We start from the raw sequence: 20813 nt of genomic DNA on the forward strand, positions 1-20813 counted from the left end.
AATCTCCCTCCGCTCAGATGCCCCCTCCTAGCGGCGTCATGAGCAAAGGCCACGCAGAATCCCGGCAAGTGCACTCGTGATCGATGCGTACCACTGCCCAAGGTGCGCGCTACGGCGTCCGGTGCCCGGCTCCCAGTCGGGTCGAGCAAATGTCCGTGCACAAATCGATAGCCCCTGAGTGTGCGTTTAGCTCCTGCGCAAGAGCCTGGTCGTGCTCGGTCAGCTGGGCGAAGCCTCGTTCGATACCGGCAGCCATTGCGCCGAGCACCGGCTTGTCGGGTATCCCAATACCGCCGCCGAAATCTGGGCAGGACGCCCTCTGGCAGTACAGCGGCATCCGTCCGATATCGTGGTTGAGCCCGTGGAGCAGGCTCAGCGTCTGCGCCACCTCGGGCAGTGCGCTGTAGCCTTTGCTCGGGGATGTTTCCAGCCGGACATACGCCGCGACGCCCCCGGGCAGCCATCGTGAATACGCCGGCCACACTGAGCGTACGCCGGCACTACGCTGTGGCAACTGCCGGAGCTGAGTCAAAGCATCGTCGAGCAGGCGGACCTGCTCGGCAGCGTGCCGTCAACTTGCGTGGACGCGGAGGGACCTAGGCGAGGCTCTTGCTGACCACCTCGAAGACGTCGCTGGACAGCTCGCCGGAGGCCAGGATGCGCTCCAGTTCGGCCTTCATCAGGCCCTGACGGGCGTCGTCGTACTTGCCCCAGCGGGTCAGCGGCGCCAGCAGGCGGGAGGCGATCTGCGGGTTGAGGGCGTTGAGGGTGATCACCTGGTCGGCGAGGAAGCGGTAGCCGCTGCCGTCGGCCCGATGGAAGTTCACCGGGTTCTGCCCGGCGAAGGCACCGATCAGGGCGCGCACCTTGTTCGGGTTCTTCAGGGTGAACGCCGGGTGCTGCATCAGCCGCTGCACCCGCTCCAGGGCGCCGGGCAGGCTGCTGGCGGCCTGCACGCTGAACCACTGGTCCATGACCAGCGGGTTGTCCTTGAAGAAGTCGGCGAAGCTGGCCAGGGCCTTGGCCTTCTCCTCCTCGAACGGCGAGTTGACCAGCACCGCCAGGGCGGCGAGGCGCTCGGTCATGTTGTCGCACACCTCGAACTGTTCCAGGCAGGCGGCCAGTACCTCGGCCCTGTCGCCGAGCATCAGGTAGGACAGGGCGATGTTCTGCAGGCTGCGGCGGGCGAAGTGCTCGGCCTCGGCGACGTAAGGTGTGCTGCGGGAAATCTCGCGATTGGCCTGGTAGCGCTGCCACAGCGGTTCGAACAGGGCCTCGGCCAGTTGCCGGCGGGCGAATTCGCGGGCGCCGTGGATGGCATCGACATCGGCCACCTCGCTGATCTCGGTGAGGTAACCCTCCCCCGGCAGCGAGAGCATCTCGGCGACCATGGCCTGGTCCAGCCGCTCATCCTCCAGCACGCTGCGCAGCGCGGCGGTCAGGCGCTGATCCATGACCAGCGCCTCGCCGCGCTGCTGCTGGGCGATCAGCTCCTGCAGCACCTGCACCGCCAGCTGCTGGCCGGCTTCCCAGCGGTTGAAGCCGTCGCTGTCGTGCTGCATGAGGAACATCAGCTGGTCGCGGCTGTAGGGGAAGCTCAGCTTGACCGGTGCGCTGAAGCCGCGCAGCAGGGACGACAGCGGCTGCTCGGCGATGCCCTCGAAGACGAAACACTGCTCGGCCTCGGTCACCGACAGCACCCGCGAGGTACCGACCGCGGACGACTCGCCGGCCAGGCGCAGCGGCAGGTCGTTGCCCGCGGTGTCCAGCAGGCCCAGGGCGACCGGGATGACGAACGGCAGTTTCTCGCGCTGCCCCGGGGTGGCCGGGCAGCTCTGCCGGAAGGTCAGGCTGTAGGTCTGGGCGGCCGCGTCATAGGCCTCGCTGACCGCCAGGCGCGGCGTGCCCGCCTGGGTGTACCAGCGCTTGAACTGGCCCAGGTCGACGCCGCTGGCGTCCTCCATGGCCTTGATGAAATCGTCGCAGGTCACCGCCTGGCCGTCGTGGCGCTGGAAGTACAGGTCGCTGCCCTTGCGGAACGCCTCGGCGCCGAGCAGGCAGTGGATCATGCGCAGCACTTCCGAGCCCTTCTCGTAGACCGTCAGGGTGTAGAAGTTGGAGATCTCCATGTAGGCGTCCGGGCGCACCGGGTGGGCCATGGGTCCGGCGTCCTCGGCGAACTGGTGGGTACGCAGGTAGGCCACGTCCTCGATGCGCTTGACCGTGCGCGAGTTCATGTCGGCACTGAACTCGGCATCGCGGAACACCGTGAAGCCTTCCTTGAGCGACAGCTGGAACCAGTCGCGGCAGGTGACGCGGTTGCCCGACCAGTTGTGGAAGTACTCGTGCGCCACCACCGCCTCGACCCGCTGGTGGGCAGCGTCGGTGGCGGTCTCGGCGCGGGCCAGCACGCAGCTGGAGTTGAAGATGTTGAGGCCCTTGTTCTCCATGGCGCCCATGTTGAAGTCGTTGACCGCGACGATCATGAAGATGTCCAGGTCGTACTCGCGGCCGTAGACCTCCTCGTCCCACTTCATGGACTTCTTCAGGCTGTCCATGGCGTGCTGGCACTTGTCGATGTTCTCCGGCTCGACGTAGATGCGCAGCGCCACCTCGCGCCGGCTCATGGTGGTGAAGCTGTCCTCCACGCACCACAGGTCGCCGGCCACCAGGGCGAACAGGTAGGCCGGCTTCATGAAGGGGTCCTGCCAGGTCGCCCAGTGCCGGCCATCTTCGCCCGGACCGCTGGCAATGGGGTTGCCGTTGGACAGCAGCACCGGATAGCGGTGCTGCTCGGCGCTGACCGTGGTGGTGAACTTGCTCATCACGTCCGGACGGTCGAGGTAGTAGGTGATCTTGCGGAAGCCCTCGGCCTCGCACTGGGTGCAGAACATGCCGCCGGACTTGTACAGCCCCTCCAGGGCGGTGTTGCTTTCCGGGTGGATGCGCACGCTGCTGTCGATGACGAAGCTGGCCGCCTTGGGCTGCAGGCGCAGGTGGCTGTCGTCGAGCTGGTAGTCGGTCTCGCTCAGTGCCTCGCCATCCAGCGAAAGCGACAGCAGTTCGAGCTGCTGGCCGTCGAGTATCAGGGGCGGCAGCTCGCCGCCGGCGCATGCGGGGTTGCGCCGCATCACCAGCTGGGCATGCACCAGGCTGTGGTCCTCGAACAGCTCGAAGGTCAGGTGCGTCTCGTCGATCAGGTAGTCCGGCGCCTGGTAGTCCTTGAGGTAGATCATCTTCGGTTGTTCGGTACGCATGGCTTGTGGCCCTTCTGGTTCAGGGCCGGTCAGGCCCGATCTGCGGATTATGCTCTGCGCCGCCCGGCTGGCGGCCTACTGCGACACGGCCAGCTGGTAGCCGGTGTACTTGCGGATATTGATCACCCCGCTGTCGAACATCAGGTACTGGCCCTTGATGCCGATCAGGGTGCCTTCGGCGATGGGGTTCTTGTCCAGGTTGAAGCTGCTGATCTTGGCCGGATAGGCCTCGATCGGGTAGGCGATCTCGAGCGGTTGCTGATCGCTCAACGGCTGGATCGCCTGCAGGCCGAAGCGCTGCTGCAGATCGCGCAGGCCCTCGCCACAGCTGTCGAACAGCCGGTCGCGTACCGCCGCCAGGTCGACCGGTGCGGCATCGCCCTTGAGCAGGGCACGCCAGTTGGTCTTGTCCGCCACCTGGCTGCGCAGCAGGTCTTCGACGAAGCCCGACTGCTGCCGGGTCGCCACCCGCAGGATCGGCAGCGCCTGGCTCGCACCCTGGTCCAGCCAGCGCGTCGGCACCTGGGTGGCGCGGGTGATGCCGACCTTGACCCCCGAGGAGTTGGCCAGGTAGACCACATGGTCGGTCATGCAGAACTGCTCGCCCCAGCTCGGCTCGCGGCAGGTGCCGGCCTCGTAGTGGCAGCGCTCCGGGCTCATGATGCAGATGTCGCACTGCGCCAGCTTCTGCATGCAGGGGTAGCAGTAGCCCTGGCTGAAGCTGGTCTTGGTCTTGCGCCCGCAATGGGTGCAGTGAATGGCACCCAGGTACTCCAGGCGCAGCGACTGGCCGATCAGCGGATTGACCGGCAGCTCCTGCTCGCCCAGGCGAAAGGCGTATTGGACCGGCGCTTCCAGGCGCGCCGCCATCTTGCTCAACGAGCCACGTCCCAGCTCGATCATCAGTGCAGGCTTTCCGAGGACTTGAACAGCAGGTTCGGCACCGGCGCGGACTTGGAGCTGCACTCCTGCGGGCCCATGTAGCCGATGCGCTGGTCTTCCGGCAGGTTCTGCAGTTCCCAGGCGATCAGCGCCTGCAGGCTCAGCTCCTTCTGCTCCTGGGTCAGCTTGCGGCCATCCGGCCACTTGCCGATCTCCACCGCCAGCTTGAGGCTCTGGTAGATCTCCGGGGTGATGTTTTCGATGGCTTCGAGAAAGGACGACATGGACGACTCCGAGGACAAAGGGGCAGTTTACCAGCCTGCTAGCGGCGCTGGCGCGCCAGCGCGCCACCCAGCAGTCCGGTAACGCAGCCGACGACCAGGCCGCCGACATGGGCGGCGTTGGCGATGGCGGCGAAACGCAGCAGCTCGAAGATGCCGGTCATGCACAGCAGCAGCCAACCCAGCATCAACACCAGCAAGCCCGGCGGCAGGCGGTACTCGGCGTTCGGCGCCAGGCGCTGGAACAGCCAGCAATGCCCGAGCAGGCCGTAGAGCACGCCGGACAGGCCGCCGAACAGCGAGGGCCCGGCGTAGAAATACTGGGCGAAATTGGCCGCCAGGCCGAACACCAGGGTCAGCCCCAGGAGCATCCAGGGGCCCTGGCGGGCCTCGATGCGCCGCCCCAGCACCCAGTACCACAGCGCGTTCATCGCCAGGTGCAGCAGGCCGAAGTGGATCAGCATCGGCGTCAGCAGGCGCCACCACTGGCCGTTCGCCAGGGTCTCGCCCAGGTAGCTGAAATAGACGTAGTCGCCCTGGATGCGGAAGTCGACGAAACTCAGCCAGTGGATAACGGCGAAATTCTCGCCGAGCAGGGTCAGGGCCGCGACCAACAGGGTCAGGCCGAGCATGGCGGTCGTGATCGGGCTGCCCTTGAGGCTCTGGACGAACCCCGCCGACGCCGCCGCCCCCGGCACCTGCCCGCCGGCATCGCCCCGGGGATAGCGCGCGTAGAGCTCGCGGACCTGCTCGGCCAGCGGCTCGCCCGGCACCCAGAGCACCTGTTCGCCGGCCTCCTCGGTCACCCGGTGCGGCACCTGCAGGCGCTGCAGCAGGGCCAGGAAAGCGCCGAGGTCGACGTGCAGCGGCAGGCGCAAGGCGACGACCGGGTTCACCGCGGCGCCTCCGCCCGCGCCACCTCGACCCAGACGAACTTGCGCGGGTCCAGGCGCTTCTCCTGGTCCAGGCGGTAGGCCACCAGCTTGCCGTAGAGCACCGCGCTGTAGTCCAGGCAGGCCAGGTTGGCACGGATCGGCGCCGGCTTGCCGCTGCGCCAGTAATGGCCGACGAACAGCAGCGGCTGGTCGGCGCCGTACTTCAGCAGCTCGTTCTTCTGCAACTCGGAGAGTGGCGTCTGGGCGGCCAGTTCCGGCAGGGCATCGGGCTGGAACACGATGTCGCCGTAGGTCTGCGGATCCTCTTCCCAGAACTTGGTGCGAAAGTGCGCGCGGGTGAAACCGTCGTCGCTGGTCAGGGTCAGGCCGTGGGGCAGGCGCATGTCGGTGCCGCGCAGCAGGCGGTCGAACGCGGTATTGGCGAAACTGCCGCGGACCGCCGAGGCCTGAAGGAAGTGCTCGTCGATACGGCCGTCGGCGAACTGCGCGCGCAGCGGCTCGATCAGCCCGGCGTCCCAGCAGGCGTGGACCACACGGAAATGCCCGGCATCGAGAAACAGCGGCAACTCGTAGAACCAGCCGAGGAACTGCCGCCATTCGGCCGGGTAGGCGTCGAACTGCTCGAGGGTCTCCTTGATCAGCCGCGCATGCCGCGGCGTGTGCTCGCGCACGTGCTGGCGGCCGCTACCGGGCGGCGCCGGGGTGCTCCAGGCCAGGGCGTTGTATTCGTGATTGCCCATGACGCACAGGGCCTCGCCGGCGGCGACCATATCGTGGACCAGATGCAGGGCCTCGCGAATGCGCGGGCCGCGGTCGACCAGGTCGCCGAGGAAGATCGCCTGCCGCCGCGGATGGCGCCACACGCCCCCCTGCTGGCGATAGCCGAGGACATCGAGCAGGCGCTCGAGGGTATGGGCGCAGCCATGCAGATCGCCGATCAGGTCGTAGCCACGGCTCGGATCCAGCAGCATTCAGTTGCCCCCGCCACCGAGGCGGCTGCCCCAGCCCAGCTTGGTGCGGCAGACCTCGTAGTAGTTGTGATCCAGCGGATGGATGAGACAGAGCTTCTGCGGCTTCTTGCTCACCGTGATGGTGTCGCCCGGGGCGCAGGTGAAGTGGTGCTGACCGTCGCAGGAGACCTGCGGGTAGATCTGCATGTCCTTGGACACGACTATCTTCAGCTCGCTGTTGCCATCGACCACTATCGGGCGGCTGGACAGGGTATGCGGGTACATCGGCACGATGACGATGGCGTCCAGCTTCGGATGCATGATCGGCCCGCCGGCGGACAACGCGTAGGCGGTCGAGCCGGTCGGCGTCGAGACGATCAGGCCGTCGGCCTTCTGGCTGCAGACGAACTGGCCGTCGATATACAGCTCGAACTCGATCATCCGCGTCGACTTGCCCGGGTGCAGCACCACGTCGTTGAGCGCATCGCCCTGGCCGATCGCCTCGGCATGGCGGCGCACCTCGGCCTCCAGCAGGAAGCGGTTCTCGGTCAGGTAGTTGCCTTCCAGCACCTCGGCGACCTTGACCTCCAGCTCGTCCGGGCGGATATCGGTGAGAAAGCCCAGGCTGCCGCGGTTGACCCCCAGCACCGGCACCTTGTGCCGGGCCAGCGAGCGGGCCGCGCCGAGCAGGCTGCCATCGCCGCCGACCACTATCACCAGGTCGCACACCTCGCCGAGAATCTTCCGCGAGGAGGTCTGCAGACCATGGCCCGGCAGCACTTCGGCGATGGTGTCCTCGAGGATCACATGCAGGTGGCGATCGAGCAAAAAGCGCTTGAGCCGGCGAATGGTATCGAGCACCTGGGTGCTGCCGAGGCGGCCGATGATGCCGATATTGCGAAATTGCTCCATGGTGCTCCCGCAGCTCAGGGTCTAGAAAGACCCGATTATGGGCGAAAGCCGATAACAGCGGCAAACCGCGCCCCACCGGGGATTAGGCGCTATGCTCGCAGCATGACGCCCTTCGCCTCGCTTGCCGACCTGCCCCAGCGCCTGCATCAGCCCGCGGTGCGGGACCTGGCCTGGGTGCTGCTGTCGCCGCCGCTGCTCAGCCGCACGCCCTGGCCGCAGCGCCACCCGCTCAGCGCCAGCCACTGGCGGCACACCCCCGGCGCCCTGGCCGACTGGCTGCTGCGCCTGGATCGCGACAGCCTGGCGCTGACCGCCTGGCTCGAGCAGGGCTCGGTGCGCCGCCTGGGCCTGTACTACGAACGCCTGTGGCAGTTCGCCCTGCAGGCGGCGCCGGGCATCGAGCTGCTGGCGGCCAACCTGCCGATCCGCCAGAACGGCCATACCCTCGGCGAGCTGGACCTGCTGCTGCGCGACGACGAGGGCGAGCACCACCTGGAGCTGGCGGTCAAGCTCTACCTCGGCCCGGCGAACGACGACGGCGAGCAGCCGGCCCAGTGGCTGGGCCCCGGCAGCCATGACCGCCTGGACCTCAAGCTCGATCACCTCAGCCAGCACCAACTGCCGATGTCCGGTCGCGGCGAGGCCCGCGCGGCCCTGGCCGAACTGGACCTGGAGAGTGCCCGGGCCGCGCTGTGGCTCGGCGGCTATCTGTTCTATCCCTGGCCGCGCCGCTGCTGCGCCCCGCAGGGCGCCAACCCCCAGCACCTGAAGGGCCGTTGGCTGCATCGCCGGGACTGGCCGCGCTTCATCGAGCAGAACCCCGCAGGCCCCTGGCAACCCTTGCCGCGCCCCGCCTGGCTGGCTCCGGCCCGGGTCGAGCCGGACGCGCTCTGGTCGGAGCGGCGCTTGCAGGCATGGTTCGCCGAGCTGACGCCACAGGCCAATGCCCAGCTGCTGGTGCGCCTGCAGCGCCATCCCGAAGGCGACTGGCAGGAAGCCGAACGGATCTTCCTGGTGGCCGACGAATGGCCGACACCGACGCAGGCGCCCGCACCAGCCGGACAGTAGCGCATGGGTGACGAATGCCGCCTGGGACGGCTCAGTGGCTGCGCTCGATGCGCCCGCCGGAACGCGCCAGGTAGCCGGCGCCGCTCTCGCACACCAGGCCATCGCGTTGCACCGCGGGCAGGGCGTCGAGCCCCTCGCGCAGGGCATAGCAGCTGAAGCCCAGCTGCGACAGCAGGAACACCGCGCTGGCGCTGCGCTTGCCGCTGTCGCAATAGCACAGGTAGGTGCGCGCCTTGTCCAGCAACCGGGCCTTCAGGCGCAGCAGCTGCAACGGCATGTGCAGCGCCTGGGCGGCGTGAGCCCGCTCATATTCGCCCTGCAGGCGCACATCCAGCCACTGCGCCCCGGCCGCCAGCAGGCGCGCGGCTTCGCCGAGGCCGATCTCGTTGACCACCGGTGCCTTGAGCAGGGCGACGAAGTCCTGGCGGGCCAGACGCAGCACCTGCGCGTCCTCCACCACGGTCACCGTGGCGTTGCGCGGACAGTCGGCGAGCAGGGCCTCCTCGCCGAAGCAGGCGCCGAGCTCCAGCTCGGCCAACACCTGGCGCTCGGTACCGGCACCGCGAATCACCTCGACCCGGCCGCGCTTGAGGAAATAGCAGCAGTCGCCCGCCTCGCCCTCACGCAACACCTCGGTACCGGCGGGCAATTCGACGCTCTGCAGACGGGCGAGCATGGTCCGCACGTTGGCCGGCGGCACCTTGGCGAACAGCGGGCTGTCCAGCAGCCGCTCGAGCCACTCCGGCTCATCCTGGAGCTGCCCGAGCTCGAGCAGCAGGTCCTGATGGGCCAGGCGCCACGTCACCAGGCGGTTCAACGCATCGCTGTCCAGCACCAGCACGCTGGCATCGGTCAGGGCCAGGGCGTCCTGCAAACGCGGCAAGCCGGGGGACAGCGGATGGCAGCTGGCCTCGGCCCCGGCCACCAGGCGCTGCCGAGTCCCCGCGGCGTCCTCCAACAACAGCTCGCCGGACAGCAGGTAGTAGGTCAGTCGCGCCCTATCCCCACGGCGAAACAGCGACTGACCGGCCAATACCGGCTGCGGCACCAGCTGCCTGCGCAACTCGCGCCACTGCTGTTCCGACAGCACATTGAGCGGCGTCAGGCTGCGCAGGCGTTCCAGGGTCAGGGCTTCACTCATGGGCGATCCATAGTCCGGGTTTCAGGATTCGATGATGACGCCCGGGAGTTCCGCCCGAGGCGCATCCTGCGCCCCCACCCGCTCCAGCAGCCCCGCCCTGCGCCCCTGCAAGCCGCCGGAGTGCACGAACAGCAGGCGGCTGCCACGGGCAAGGTAACCGGACTCGACATACTGTCGCAATGCCATTAGCGCCTTGCCGGTATAGAGCGGTTCCAGCGGCATGCCGCTCTCCGCTTCGCTGCGGCGAATGAAGCCCGCCAGCTGCTCGTCGACCCTGGCGAAGCCGCCGCGACTGGCCTCCAGCAACCGGTAGCCGGCATCCGCCGCACCCGCCTCGCGCAGCAGACTCGCCACCTGCTGCGCCACACCGTGGTCGGCCGGCACCGCCATGGCACCGTAGACCGGGTGCGCGCCAGCCTCGCCGAGCACCAGCCCCGCCAGGGTGGTACCCGTGCCGGCGGCCAGCCACCAGCCGTGGTAATCCTCCCAGCCGAGCCTGGCCAGTTGCGCGCGAGCCTGCTCCACCAGGCCGACGCAACCCAGCGCACCGGACAGACCACCGCCCCCTTCGGGCAGTGGATGCAGCGAGGGATAGCGCACGCGCCACGGGTCCCAGAAGTCCGTCCGGTGGCGGGCCCGATACCCGCCGTAACCCAGCCAGTGCAGGTGCATGCCGAACGCGCGCAGATCGCGTACCGTCGGCGTGTCCTGCTCCGCACCGCGCAGCAGGCCGACGGTCGCAAAGGCGAAGCGCCGGCCGGCGGCCGCCAGCGCATGCAGATGATTGGAGTGTGCCCCGCCGAGGCTGATCAGGCCTTCGCCCCCGGCGGCGGCGGCATCCCGCAGGTGCGGAGCGAGCTTGAACCACTTGTTGCCGCTGATCAGCGGATCGATCAGGTCCAGACGCAACACCGCCAGCTCGATGCCGGCCGCCGCCAGCCAGCCGAGGTGCAGGGGTTCGAGCGGCGCCTTGGGCGTCCAGTCCGGGAGCGTCAGAGGCAAGGCTTAACCGACGGTGCGCAGCCGGCTGCTGGCCTTGTGCCGGGCACAACAGTTGGAATCGCCACCGGCGAAACGGCTGGGGCTGTCGACCCGGTCGATGGGGATGGCGCAGCGCTCGCCACTGGGCAGCTTCGCCTCGCAGCTCGGCTGCTGGAAGTGCGCCAGCCACTGGCGGTACTGGGTTTCGGAGACGAAGCACTTGGCCGCGGCGTAGGCCATGGGGTTGTCCTGATAACGGGCGATGTCCTGCAAGGGGATGGTCAGATGTCCGGCCCCGGGATGGTACACCACGAAGACCACGCCGAGCTTGGCCAGGCGCTCGAGAACCTGCTCGCCGCCCTCGCCGGCCAATTCGTCGCGCTCGCGCCTCAACAGCTCCAGCTCCTGCTGCACCTGCACGTCCTGCTCGCGACGGTAGGCCAGTTCCACGTCGCGCGTGGCGACCTGTTCCTTGTACTCGACCACCGCCGAGGCGATTCTCGCCTCGATTTCGCTCTCCAGCTGGCTACGCAGGATCTCGCCCGCGGTGCGTCCATGCTGTTCCAGGGTGCGCAACTGCTCGGCCATGTCCTCGCGGGAGGACTGGAAGCTGGCTGCCTGGGCGGCCAGCTCGGCCTTGAGTTCGCCGTTCAGGGTTTGCTGTTCGCGCAGGGCCTGCTGCAGGCGAAGGATCTGCGCCTGCAGGTTGCTGTTCTGTTCTTCGTTGGCCAGCTTGAGCTTGGCCAGCTCTTCCTCGCGCTGCTGGCTCAGGCTGGCGATGCGCAGGCGCTGCTGCTTGATCAGCTGCGCGGTCTTCAGGCGGTGTTCATGGTCCAGCTTCTCCGACAGCTTGGCCGCGGCCTCGCCGTCGGCGGCATACCAGCGGTCCTCGGAGGCCATCTGCAAACGCTCCGGCGCCACGGCCGGCTGGACCTCTTCCTCGACCAGCAACCCCAGGCTGTTGCGCTTGGCGGCATCGCGCAGCAAGGCCAGATCGTTCTGCCCTGGCGCCAGGCTCGGGTCCCACAGGTGCATCTGATGCCAGGAAACCGGGCACTGGCTGCGACAGGCCAGGCGAATCGGCCCGGCGCCCAGGTCGGGGCCACGCCCGGCCTTCTCGGCCAGGTGCTGCAGGGGAATATTCCAGCCCCGGTCCGGCGCGCCCTTCTCGTCGAAATCCAGGTAGAAGAACACCGCGGACTTGATCAGCAGGCGCGGATTGATCACCACGAAGGCGACCCGGACCTGCTGGTCGGCGAACTCCGGCATGTTGACCACGCCGTCGAGCAGGGCCTCGAACTCGGGAAAGAGCATTTGCTTGCAGATGCCGCCCCGCTCGCGGAAGAACATCACGGCCTCGGCCATCTGCGGTTTTTTCTGCATGCTCATCGGTTTCCCTCTAGCCCAACCAAGTGGGACCCGCTCGAGCGGGTGAAGTTCCTGGCCGCCCAGGCACGCCTGCGGCTCGGGCGCTATCACGCTGTCCGGGAAAGTCTAGGGGAAAAAGCAACGCCGGCAATGTGACTGGGTTGGCAGTCGCCCTGCCGCTGCGGGGGGACCGCTCGACGGCAAAGCGAAACTGTGACGCACTCGCCGTCGCAGACTCAGGCGGGCTTCGCGGCCAGCAAGGGCGCCAGGCGCCGGGCCATTTCCTCGCCCAGCGCCTGCAGGCCGCTCATCGGCCGAATCATCACCTCGAACTCGACGATCCTGCCCTGCTCGTCGAAACGGATCAGGTCGATACCCTTGAGCTCGCGATCGCCGACCTTGGCGGAAAATTCCAGCACCACGCTGAGGCCGTCGGCACTGGCCAGCTCACGCTGATAGACGAAGCCGACGAACACCCGGCTGACGGTGTCGAGAATCAGCGTGACCAGCGGCGCACCGGCGTAGGGCTTGAACGCCATCGGCGATCGGAACACCGCCTGCGGGTGCAGCAACTCGGGCAGCTGGCTCAGCTGCTGCGCGGCCAGCAGCTGATGCCAACGCCGCAGCGTGTCGGCCGCGGCCGGTTGCAGTTGGGCATTGAGGGACATGCTTGCTTCCTTATTGTTCGAGGCCGGAAAACAAACGCCCCGCACTGGGCGGGGCGCTAGTTGCTTACAGCTCGGCGGCGAGGCGCGAACCCTGGTTGATCGCCCGCTTGGCATCCAGCTCGGCGGCCACGTCGGCGCCACCGATCAGGTGCACGCTCTGCCCCGCGGCCAGCAAGCCGTCGTGCAGCTCGCGCAGCGGGTCCTGGCCGGCGCAGACGATCACCGTGTCCACCGGCAGCACCTGGGGCTCGCCGCCGGCGATGCGGACGTGCAGGCCGGCATCGTCGACATTCAGGTACTCGACGCTGTTGAGCATCTGCACCTGCTTGTTCTTCAGGCCGGCGCGGTGGATCCAGCCGGTGGTCTTGCCCAGGCCGTCGCCGACCTTGGACTTCTTGCGCTGCAGCAGGAACACCTGGCGCGCCGGCGCATGGGGTTCGGCCTTGATGCCGGCCACGCCGCCGCGCGCCTCGAGACCCGCGTCGATGCCCCACTCCTTCCAGAACGCCTCGCGGCTCAGGCTGCTGGCCTCGCCCTGATGGGTGATGAACTCGGACACATCGAAACCGATGCCGCCGGCGCCTATCACCGCGACCCGTTGGCCGACCGGCTTGCGCTCGAGAATGGCGTCCAGATAACCGATCACCTTGGGGTGATCGATACCGGGAATCTCCGGGGTGCGCGGGGCAATGCCGGTGGCCAGGATCACCTCGTCGAAACCGCCCCGGGCCAGGTCCTCGACCGTGACACGGGTATTCAGGCGCAGCTCGACGCCGGTGGTCTCCAGCTTGCGCTTGAAGTAGCGCAGGGTCTCGAAGAACTCCTCCTTGCCCGGCACGCGCTTGGCCACGTTGAACTGGCCACCGATCTCGCCGGCCGAGTCGAACAGGGTCACGCTGTGACCACGCTCGGCGGCCACGGTGGCAGCGGACAGCCCGGCCGGGCCGGCGCCGACCACGGCGATCTTCTTCACGGCGGCGGTGGCAATGTAGTTCAGCTCGGTCTCGTGACAGGCCCGCGGGTTGACCAGGCAGCTGGTCAGCTTGCCGCCGAAGGTGTGGTCCAGGCAGGCCTGGTTGCAACCGATGCAGGTATTGATCTCGTCGCTGCGGCCGGCCGCCGCCTTGTTGACGAAGTCCGGGTCGGCGAGAAACGGCCGGGCCATGGAGACCATGTCGGCGTCGCCCTCGGCCAGCACCTGCTCGGCCACCTCCGGGGTGTTGATGCGGTTGGTGGTGATCAGCGGGATGCGGATCTCGCCACGCAGCTTGGCGGTGACCTTGGTGAAGGCCGCGCGCGGCACCTTGGTGGCGATGGTCGGGATGCGCGCCTCGTGCCAGCCGATGCCGGTGTTGATCAGGGTGGCGCCGGCTTGCTCGATGGCCTTGGCCAGGACCACGATCTCGTCCCAGGTGCTGCCACCCTCGACCAGATCGAGCATGGACAGGCGGTAGATGATGATGAAGTTCGCCCCTACCGCCTCGCGCACCCGACGGACGATCTCCACCGGCAGGCGCATGCGGTTCTCGTAGCTGCCGCCCCAGCGGTCGCTGCGCTGATTGGTGTGGGCGACCAGGAACTGGTTGATGAAGTAGCCTTCCGACCCCATGATCTCGACGCCGTCGTAGCCGGCCTCGCGGGCCAGACTGGCGCAGTTGACGAAGTCCTGGATCTGCTTCTCGATGCCTTCCTCGTCCAGCTCCCGCGGCTTGAACGGATTGATCGGCGCCTGGATGGCACTCGGTGCCACCGACTTCGGGCTATAGGCATAGCGGCCGGCATGCAGGATCTGCAGGCAGATCTTGCCGCCCGCCTCGTGCACCGCGCGAGTGACGACCTGGTGCTTCTGCGCCTCTTCGGCGGTGCTCAGCTTGGCCGCACCGGCGTAGACCCCGCCCTCCTCGTTCGGCCCGAAACCGCCGGTGACCATCAGGCCGACGCCGCCGCGGGCGCGCTCGGCGAAGTAGGCCGCCATGCGCTCGAAACCGTTGGGCTTCTCTTCCAGGCCAGTGTGCATCGAGCCCATCAGACTGCGATTGCGCAGGGTGGTGAATCCCAGGTCCAGGGGGGCGAGCAGGTGCGGGTATTGAGCGGTCATGGAGTTCTCCACATCGGGCCAAGCAGTTCACGGAACGCCGCAGCCTCAGCCGGACCACGGTCGGTATGCCTAGACAATAAAAGGCGAACCCAGCGGCTTCAATGACCCAAAATGACAGCTTACTGATCATAACTGACAGCAACGCTTGGCAAGGCTCCGGGACTGCCCTAGGCTCTGGGGCTTCCTCGCAGCCAGGCGCCATCCATGAGAGCCCACGAAACCGAGCCGCCGCTGACCGGCAAGCCCCCGCGGATCCGCCTCGGCGACCTGTCGGTCGGCTTCGTCCACAGCCTGGCCGAGGCCGTGCGCAGCCGTGGCCAGGACCCACAACCCCTGCTGGACAGCTATGGACTGGACGCCGCCCGCCTGGCGGAACCCCGCGCACGCCTGTCCATCCCCCGCTACATGCGCCTGGGCCACGCGGCGATCCAGCTGACCGGCGACCCCGCCCTGGGCCTGCAGATGGGCCGCCTCAGCCGCCTGAGCCAAGCCGGCCTGGCCGGCGTCACCGCCGCCCAGGCCCCGACCGTGCGGGAAGCGGCGCGCACACTCAGTCGCTTCGAGCCGTTGTACGCCTCCAACTACCGCGGCAGCTCGAGCCTGCAGGAAGACGCCGATGGCGCCTGGCTGTGCTTCTACTCGATCAGCCCATACAACGCCTACAACCGCTTCGTCGTCGACTCCGTCCTGAGCAGCTGGGTCCAGCAACTGGGCGATCTGGCCAAGCGGCGCCTGCCCGTGGACAAGGTGCTGATTGAATTTCCGGCGCCCGACTATGGCGAGCGCTACGCGGAAGAATTCGACGGCCCGGTGGAGTTCGCCGCCGAGCACAACCGACTGCGCCTGAGCCAGGCCACGCTCAACCTGCGCAACCCCGAGCATTGCCCGAGCACCTGGCGACATCTGCTGGAAATCTGTGAGCGGGAGCTGGAACAGCTGACCCGCACCCGCAGCCTGCGCGAGCGCATCAGTCAGTTGCTGGGGCCGCTGCTGCACGGGCGCGAGCCGGACCTGCAGGAGGTCGCCACCCGCCTGCAGCTGCCGACCTGGACCCTGAGACGCCGGCTTGCCGAAGAGGGCACGCAGTTTCGCGCCATACTCAACGACACCCGTCGCGACCTGGCCATGGCCTATATCCGCGACACCGAGCTGGCCTTCGGCGAGATCGCCTACCTGCTCGGCTTCGCCTCTGCCGAGGCCTTCCAGCGCGCATTCAAGCGCTGGAGCCGGCAGACTCCGGGCGAGTTCCGCCGCAGCCAGCGCCGGGGCGACTGATACCGGCAGGACAATCGGCGTTGCCGGCGCCCTTACAACTCGGTGGCGTCTTCGGCCAGTTCCTCGACATCCTGCTCGCTGGCGCGCAGTTCGAGCAGTTCTTCCTGATAGTCTTCCATCGGTGCACCTCGCAAACGGACAGGGCGGGACCCAAAGAGTGGAGCCGGGCCGCGCCAAGGCAGTTTATGAAGGGTCTATGACGGAAGGATGACGGCAGTTCGCGGACAATAAAAAACCCTCAGGTATCGCTACCTGAGGGTTTCGTATATGGCGCAGCGGACGGGACTCGAACCCGCGACCCCCGGCGTGACAGGCCGGTATTCTAACCGACTGAACTACCGCTGCGTGTCGGCTGGACTTGCGTCCATGGAACTCTTGCTTCGTCTGGCGAAAAAGCTCCATGGCTCTTTCGCCTCATATCAGGCATGCCCGACATGGAAAATATGGCGCAGCGGACGGGACTCGAACCCGCGACCCCCGGCGTGACAGGCCGGTATTCTAACCGACTGAACTACCGCTGCGCGTCGGCCGGGCATGACGCCCGATTTCACAAAGAGTGGTGGGTGATGACGGGATCGAACCGCCGACCCTCTGCTTGTAAGGCAGATGCTCTCCCGGCTGAGCTAATCACCCATCTCGTTGCGAGGCGCGAAATTTACGCAAGGGCATAAGCTAAGTCAAGGCCCCGTTTGAAGTTTTTCTTAAAAAGTGGAAAGCCGCCGGCGCCCTGCGGACAAGGGAAGGCTGCGCTGCGCGTCAGAGCGCCACCCGCAGGCTCAGGCGCGCCGCCACCTGATTGTCCTCGCCACGATCCAGCCCCGCCTCGGCGATTCGCACCCCCTGCCGCTCCAGCACCACGAACCAGCGCAGCAGCTGCGCGAAGGGGGCCGCCTGCAGGCTCACCTCCAATGTACCCTCGCCTGCGCTGTCCAGTCGCTCGACCACCAACCCCTGCTCGACCGCGCTGGCGGTGACCACGCCCTGCAGCCGCGCCGGATCGAGACTGGCCCGGGGCGCGCTCGCCAGACTGCGAGCCAGCGGCGCCTGGGCCTGCAGGTACGCATGCAGGCTGCGCTGCTGCTCGTAGGCGGCCCGGGCCGCCAGTCGCCCTTGCTCGGCCGGGCGCCAGAGCGACAGATAGAGCAGCACCAGCAACAGGAACAGCGCCAGCAACGCCAGGGCCAGCCGCTCACGCGGCGCCAGGGACTGCCAGCGCTGGCCCAATGCGGAGTCCCGCAACTGCGCGGCAAACGGCTTCTTCAGCTCACTCAGACTGCTCATGCTCATCCCTCGATCACCAAACGGGCACTCACCCCTCGCCCCTCACGGCTGGCCGAGCCCAGCTGGACTACCAGACCGGCCTCCAGCAGGCGCTCACGCAGGCGCTCCAGTTCGCCGAAACCCGGCGCCTGGACCTGCAGCGCCAGGTCGCCACGGCTGTCGCTGAAATCCAGCTGTTCGACCTCGACCCGTGCGCCTTCCGCGGTGATCGCCTGGCTCACCTGAGCCAGCAGGCCAAGCAGCCGGCCCTGACCGCTGGCGTCCCCCTCGGCTAGGTGCTGGTCCAGTTGCGCACGCAGATCGATCAGCTTGCGATCTTCCGGGAACAGTTCGCGGTACAACGCCTCGCTAGCCTCGGCATAGATGTCCGCCTGCTTCTGCAGGTGCCAGCCCTGGGCCAGATTGAAGCCCCATTGCAGCACCAGCCACAGGCCGACCAGCCCCAGCAGTGGCCAGCATCGCTGCCACCGCCCACCTGCTCCGGCAGGGGCAAACTCGCCTTGGGCAAGGTTGCTGACGACCGCCTGTCGCGCCAACCAGACATAGGGGTCTCTCACCTCAGGGCACTGGTCCGCCGACTCCAGCTCCGGCTGCCTGGGCACGCGATAGGCGACATGCGGGCGCGGACACAGGGGCGCCAATGTCGGCCAGTCCTCGGCGTTGAGCGCCAGGCGCGCGACCTCCACTCCGCCGACCAGACAACGCCCGCCCAACGGCAGCAGCTGGGTGCCTTCGCGCGGCAGCAGATCCGCATCCACGGCAATCGCCTGCGGCGGCGTCTTGCAGAGTGCCAGCCAGTCCGCCAACCAGCGGCGGCGCACCGCGAATACCCGATGACGCCCATCGGCCAGCGGCTCGCCCAACGCCAGGTGAAACTGCTCGACATCCTCGGCCAGCAGCTCCTCGACCGCAAACGGCAGGGCCTGGCGCAGCCAGCGGGCCTTCTGGGTCGGCAGCTGTACGGCGCAGGCGGTCACCGCCTCGACCGGCAGTACAAGAGTCCAGGATTCGTCCTTCGCGGCCATCACCCGGGCGAACGGCATCGGCTCGCGGCGCTCCCCATGGACCCGCTGCACCAACAGCTCGGCGTCGACCTCGGCACAGGCCGCCGGCGGTAAAAACACGTACGTCTGACTCATGGCTCGACTTCCTCGACGGGCACGGGCGGCATGCCGCCCTGCCCCAAATCACGGGCTAGGACATAGACGCGACCATCGCTGGCACGCTGCACGGTACTGCGCAGCGACTGGCGCCGATCGCCCACGCTGACTTCACTGACCACCTGAAAGTATTGACTACCGACCGCCAGCCCCTGGCTCTGCACCTGCAAGCCCGGCAGCTGGGCGGTGAAACTGGCTACATCGGCATAGCCCTGGCGCCCCCGGGCCGCCACCAGCGCCTCGGCGGTGGCGAGCGGCAAGCCGTCGGCCAGGCTCGCCAGCACCGGGGCACTGGCGGTGTTGACGTTCAGGGTCGCGTCCGCCGGCAAGGCACTGACGAAAGGCAGCAGGCGCCGGTAGTCGGCCTCGCTCATCTCCAGCAGCAGGCGCAGCTCGGAGACATCGCTGAGTGCGCGATTGGCTGCACGATAGGCCGGCTGGGACAACAGGTACTGATTGTCCTCGGCGCCGAAGCCACCGTGCGGCTCCTGGTCGGCATCCAGCCAGTCGAGCAAGCGCTCGGCGTAGGGCTTGTCGATCTGCAGGCCGCGCAACAGGCGACGAAACTGTGCCAGGGCCGCCTCGTTGGCCTGCCCCTTGCGCACCAGACTGTTGAGATTGAAGCGCCCGGTCGGATCGATGATGCTTACCTGCAGCTCGCCACCCTCGTCCAGGGCGAACGGGGCCATGGGCTGGGCCCAGGCTTCGCCGAGATGATCCACCGGCGCCCGCGGATTGCCCTGCTGCAGGTCGCGACGCAGCAGCGCCTGGGCCAGGGTCTCGCCCCCCAGGGCGTAGTGCCAGGCCTGGCGCACATGCAGCTGATTGGCGCTGCTGCGAATGGCCAGCTGCTGGCGGGCGATCAGCCCGGCACAGACCACGGTCACCACCGCCACCACCAGCAGCATGGTAATCAGCGCCACGCCGCGCTGGGCCGTCATTGGCTGGCCTCCTTCTGCACGTCGGGCGCCTCTTCCGCCGCCCCGTCCTGGCTTGGCGGTGCCTGGCGCTGCGGCAACACGTCCGGCAGGCGCAGCAGGCGCCGCAGCTCGCCATAGCGCCGGTGCTCGAGCACCAGTTCGACCGCCCGCGGCAGCGCCGCGAGAGCCTCCTCGCCACGGCCTTCCGCCGGCGGCCAGCTGTCGCGCCAGCCGCCGTCGCCGTGCAGGTAACGGAGCTGCAGGCGCGTCACGCCGTGCAGCGCTTGCTGCACCTGGGCCTGACTGTCCTGGGCCTGATCCAGCACGTTCCAGTACCTGCGCTGCCACTGCTCGCCGCTCAGCTGCCAACGCACCCGCTGCACACCGGCACGCGCACGTCCCAGGGGATTGCGCCAACCGGCGCGACTCAGCTCCACCGCCACACCGCCGAGGTCCTCGCCGAGCAGGGCCGGTCGCGCCTCACCGAAGGGGTCGCGTGCCGGCCGCGCGATCACCTGCAGCAGGTCGCGCTCGAACGCGGCCATGGCCCGCACCAGCTCACGCAATTGCAACTCATGGGCCCGGGTCGTGCTGTCGGTCTGCAGCACGCTGTCGAGCATGCGGTAGGTGGCGAGCGCGAGCAGGGCGAAGATCGCGATGGCGATCAGCAGCTCGAGCAGGGTGAAACCTTGCGTCCGCCTCATCGCGCCGCCCCGAGAAAACCGCTGAGGCTGACCAGGGCCCGCTCGCGCAGATCGGCGCTGGCGCGCCGCTGGGCAAGCGGCGCCACCCACAGGGTGACCCGGCGCATGCTCGGCTCGCTGGTCGGCCGGACCTCGCTCTGCCACTGCCAGCGACGCCCGGCAAACTGCAGCTCACCCGCGTCGCGCCCATCGGCGACCGGCTCGTCGGCCAGCTGCAGCTCGGTCAGGCGGTTGTCGGCGATCCACATCGCCAGGGTCTTGTCCTCGAGCCGCGAGGCGGTCTGCAGGCTGCGGCTACTGGCGCTCAGCACGCTGGCCGCGACCAGCGCGAAGATGGCCAGGGCGACCAGGACTTCGAGCAGGGTGAAACCCGCCGAGCGCCTCATCTGGAACGCCCCTTGGCGCCATCCAGTTCCACCCGGGGCAACTGAAAGCCATCGCTCGACAGCCACAGGCTCAGGCCGTCCCGGCGGCGCTCGCGCAGCTGCAGGCGAAACGGGCTGAGCTCGCCGCTGGAGAGCATCAGCAGTTGCGGGGTGGGGCTCGCCTGGCGCCCCTGCTCGGCGACCGGTTGCGGCAAGCGCAGCGCCTCGCCCTCGAGTTCGACACTCAGCTCGGCCCAGGACGGCAGGTCATGCGGCTTGCCCGGCAGCGGCTGCCAACGGCGCAGGGCCGGATCGTAGCGCAGCACCTGGTAGGCACCGGCCGTCAGATGCACGCCATACTCACGGTTGTCCAGCACGGCCTCCTCCGCCAGCACACCGATCAGCCCGGCCAGGCGCTCGGCCTCGCCATGCAGCTCCCGCCCCGGTCCGGCGACGCCGCTACCGAGCACCGCCAGCGCGATCAATACGCCGAGGATCACCAGCACCACCAGCAACTCGACCAGGGTGAAACCGCGCGCCGCGCCGCGCCTGGCGCAGCACAGGGGCACGGCAGCGCGGCCGGCCGACATGGCTCAGCGGCGCCTC

Annotated in this window: 19 protein-coding genes and 3 tRNA genes; 2 read left to right on the forward strand and 20 right to left on the reverse strand. The window is 68.1% G+C overall.

Features of this window, described 5'->3' with window-relative positions; genetic code table 11:
* Positions 1–596: 596 nt before the first annotated feature.
* From pepN to I0D00_RS13610, 6 genes are all read right to left on the reverse strand, one after another.
* Positions 597–3257 (reverse strand): aminopeptidase N, encoded by a 2661-nt coding sequence (pepN, locus tag I0D00_RS13585; protein ID WP_213640383.1) that lies wholly within the window; start codon positions 3255–3257, stop codon positions 597–599.
* 75 nt (positions 3258–3332) lie between these two features.
* The gene (locus tag I0D00_RS13590; RefSeq protein ID WP_213640384.1) at positions 3333–4160 is read right to left on the reverse strand and encodes a DUF2797 domain-containing protein; all 828 of its coding nucleotides are present in this window, start codon (positions 4158–4160) and stop codon (positions 3333–3335) included.
* Positions 4160–4423, reverse strand: coding sequence for a YeaC family protein (locus tag I0D00_RS13595; RefSeq protein ID WP_213640385.1), 264 nt, complete (start codon positions 4421–4423; stop codon positions 4160–4162). The genes I0D00_RS13590 and I0D00_RS13595 overlap by 1 nt, the downstream gene beginning before the upstream one ends.
* Positions 4424–4461: 38 nt before the next feature.
* Positions 4462–5316, reverse strand: a complete 855-nt coding sequence (locus tag I0D00_RS13600; RefSeq protein WP_213640386.1) for a rhomboid family intramembrane serine protease — start codon at positions 5314–5316, stop codon at positions 4462–4464.
* Positions 5313–6287 (reverse strand): metallophosphoesterase, encoded by a 975-nt coding sequence (locus I0D00_RS13605; RefSeq protein WP_213640387.1) that lies wholly within the window; start codon positions 6285–6287, stop codon positions 5313–5315. Before I0D00_RS13605 ends, I0D00_RS13600 begins: the two co-directional genes overlap by 4 nt.
* Positions 6288–7178, reverse strand: a complete 891-nt coding sequence (locus I0D00_RS13610) for an NAD(+) kinase (RefSeq protein ID WP_213640388.1) — start codon at positions 7176–7178, stop codon at positions 6288–6290.
* Positions 7179–7280: 102 nt separating this feature from the next.
* Here I0D00_RS13610 and I0D00_RS13615 point away from each other — a divergent pair, with 102 nt between their 5' ends.
* Positions 7281–8246, forward strand: a complete 966-nt coding sequence (locus tag I0D00_RS13615) for a DUF1853 family protein (protein WP_213640389.1) — start codon at positions 7281–7283, stop codon at positions 8244–8246.
* Between the two features lie 31 nt (positions 8247–8277).
* On the opposite strand, the gene I0D00_RS13620 is transcribed toward I0D00_RS13615, so the two are convergent.
* The 5 genes from I0D00_RS13620 to I0D00_RS13640 all read right to left on the reverse strand — a co-directional run bounded on the left by I0D00_RS13620 (position 8278) and on the right by I0D00_RS13640 (position 14502).
* Positions 8278–9387, reverse strand: coding sequence for a cyclic nucleotide-binding domain-containing protein (locus tag I0D00_RS13620; protein WP_213640390.1), 1110 nt, complete (start codon positions 9385–9387; stop codon positions 8278–8280).
* 21 nt (positions 9388–9408) lie between these two features.
* Complete coding sequence (locus I0D00_RS13625; RefSeq protein WP_213640391.1) at positions 9409–10389, reverse strand: 1-aminocyclopropane-1-carboxylate deaminase/D-cysteine desulfhydrase; 981 nt, start codon at positions 10387–10389, stop codon at positions 9409–9411.
* Positions 10390–10392: 3 nt separating this feature from the next.
* Positions 10393–11757 carry a chromosome partitioning protein ParA gene (locus I0D00_RS13630; RefSeq protein ID WP_213640392.1) on the reverse strand — a complete coding sequence of 455 codons (1365 nt, stop codon included), beginning with the start codon at positions 11755–11757 and terminating at the stop codon, positions 10393–10395.
* Positions 11758–11972: 215 nt separating this feature from the next.
* Positions 11973–12404, reverse strand: coding sequence for a nuclear transport factor 2 family protein (locus tag I0D00_RS13635; RefSeq protein ID WP_213640393.1), 432 nt, complete (start codon positions 12402–12404; stop codon positions 11973–11975).
* 64 nt (positions 12405–12468) lie between these two features.
* Positions 12469–14502 (reverse strand): NADPH-dependent 2,4-dienoyl-CoA reductase, encoded by a 2034-nt coding sequence (locus tag I0D00_RS13640; RefSeq protein WP_213640394.1) that lies wholly within the window; start codon positions 14500–14502, stop codon positions 12469–12471.
* 204 nt (positions 14503–14706) lie between these two features.
* Between I0D00_RS13640 and I0D00_RS13645 the strand changes: the two genes are divergently transcribed.
* Positions 14707–15777, forward strand: a complete 1071-nt coding sequence (locus tag I0D00_RS13645; RefSeq protein WP_213640395.1) for an AraC family transcriptional regulator — start codon at positions 14707–14709, stop codon at positions 15775–15777.
* A 268-nt stretch (positions 15778–16045) separates the two neighbouring features.
* On the opposite strand, the gene I0D00_RS13650 is transcribed toward I0D00_RS13645, so the two are convergent.
* From I0D00_RS13650 to gspH, 9 genes are all read right to left on the reverse strand, one after another.
* Positions 16046–16122: transfer RNA gene (locus I0D00_RS13650), tRNA-Asp, on the reverse strand.
* Positions 16123–16221: 99 nt separating this feature from the next.
* Positions 16222–16298: transfer RNA gene (locus tag I0D00_RS13655), tRNA-Asp, on the reverse strand.
* Between the two features lie 36 nt (positions 16299–16334).
* Positions 16335–16410 (reverse strand) — tRNA-Val (locus I0D00_RS13660).
* 123 nt (positions 16411–16533) lie between these two features.
* A complete protein-coding gene (locus tag I0D00_RS13665; protein WP_213640396.1) occupies positions 16534–17058 on the reverse strand; it encodes a type II secretion system protein M in 525 nt (174 codons plus the stop codon).
* Between the two features lie 2 nt (positions 17059–17060).
* On the reverse strand, positions 17061–18197 hold the full coding sequence (gene gspL, locus I0D00_RS13670; protein WP_213640397.1) for a type II secretion system protein GspL: 1137 nt from the start codon (positions 18195–18197) through the stop codon (positions 17061–17063).
* Entirely contained in the window at positions 18194–19159 is a 966-nt protein-coding gene (gene gspK, locus I0D00_RS13675; protein ID WP_213640398.1) for a type II secretion system minor pseudopilin GspK, read from the reverse strand. Before gspK ends, gspL begins: the two co-directional genes overlap by 4 nt.
* Positions 19156–19842 (reverse strand): type II secretion system minor pseudopilin GspJ, encoded by a 687-nt coding sequence (gene gspJ, locus I0D00_RS13680; RefSeq protein WP_213640399.1) that lies wholly within the window; start codon positions 19840–19842, stop codon positions 19156–19158. The genes gspK and gspJ overlap by 4 nt, the downstream gene beginning before the upstream one ends.
* Entirely contained in the window at positions 19839–20228 is a 390-nt protein-coding gene (gene gspI, locus I0D00_RS13685) for a type II secretion system minor pseudopilin GspI (protein WP_213640400.1), read from the reverse strand. Before gspI ends, gspJ begins: the two co-directional genes overlap by 4 nt.
* The gene (gene gspH, locus I0D00_RS13690) at positions 20225–20797 is read right to left on the reverse strand and encodes a type II secretion system minor pseudopilin GspH (protein WP_213640401.1); all 573 of its coding nucleotides are present in this window, start codon (positions 20795–20797) and stop codon (positions 20225–20227) included. The genes gspI and gspH overlap by 4 nt, the downstream gene beginning before the upstream one ends.
* Positions 20798–20813: the final 16 nt, after the last annotated feature.

The organism is Pseudomonas lalucatii (assembly GCF_018398425.1).
GTDB lineage: Bacteria > Pseudomonadota > Gammaproteobacteria > Pseudomonadales > Pseudomonadaceae > Aquipseudomonas > Aquipseudomonas lalucatii.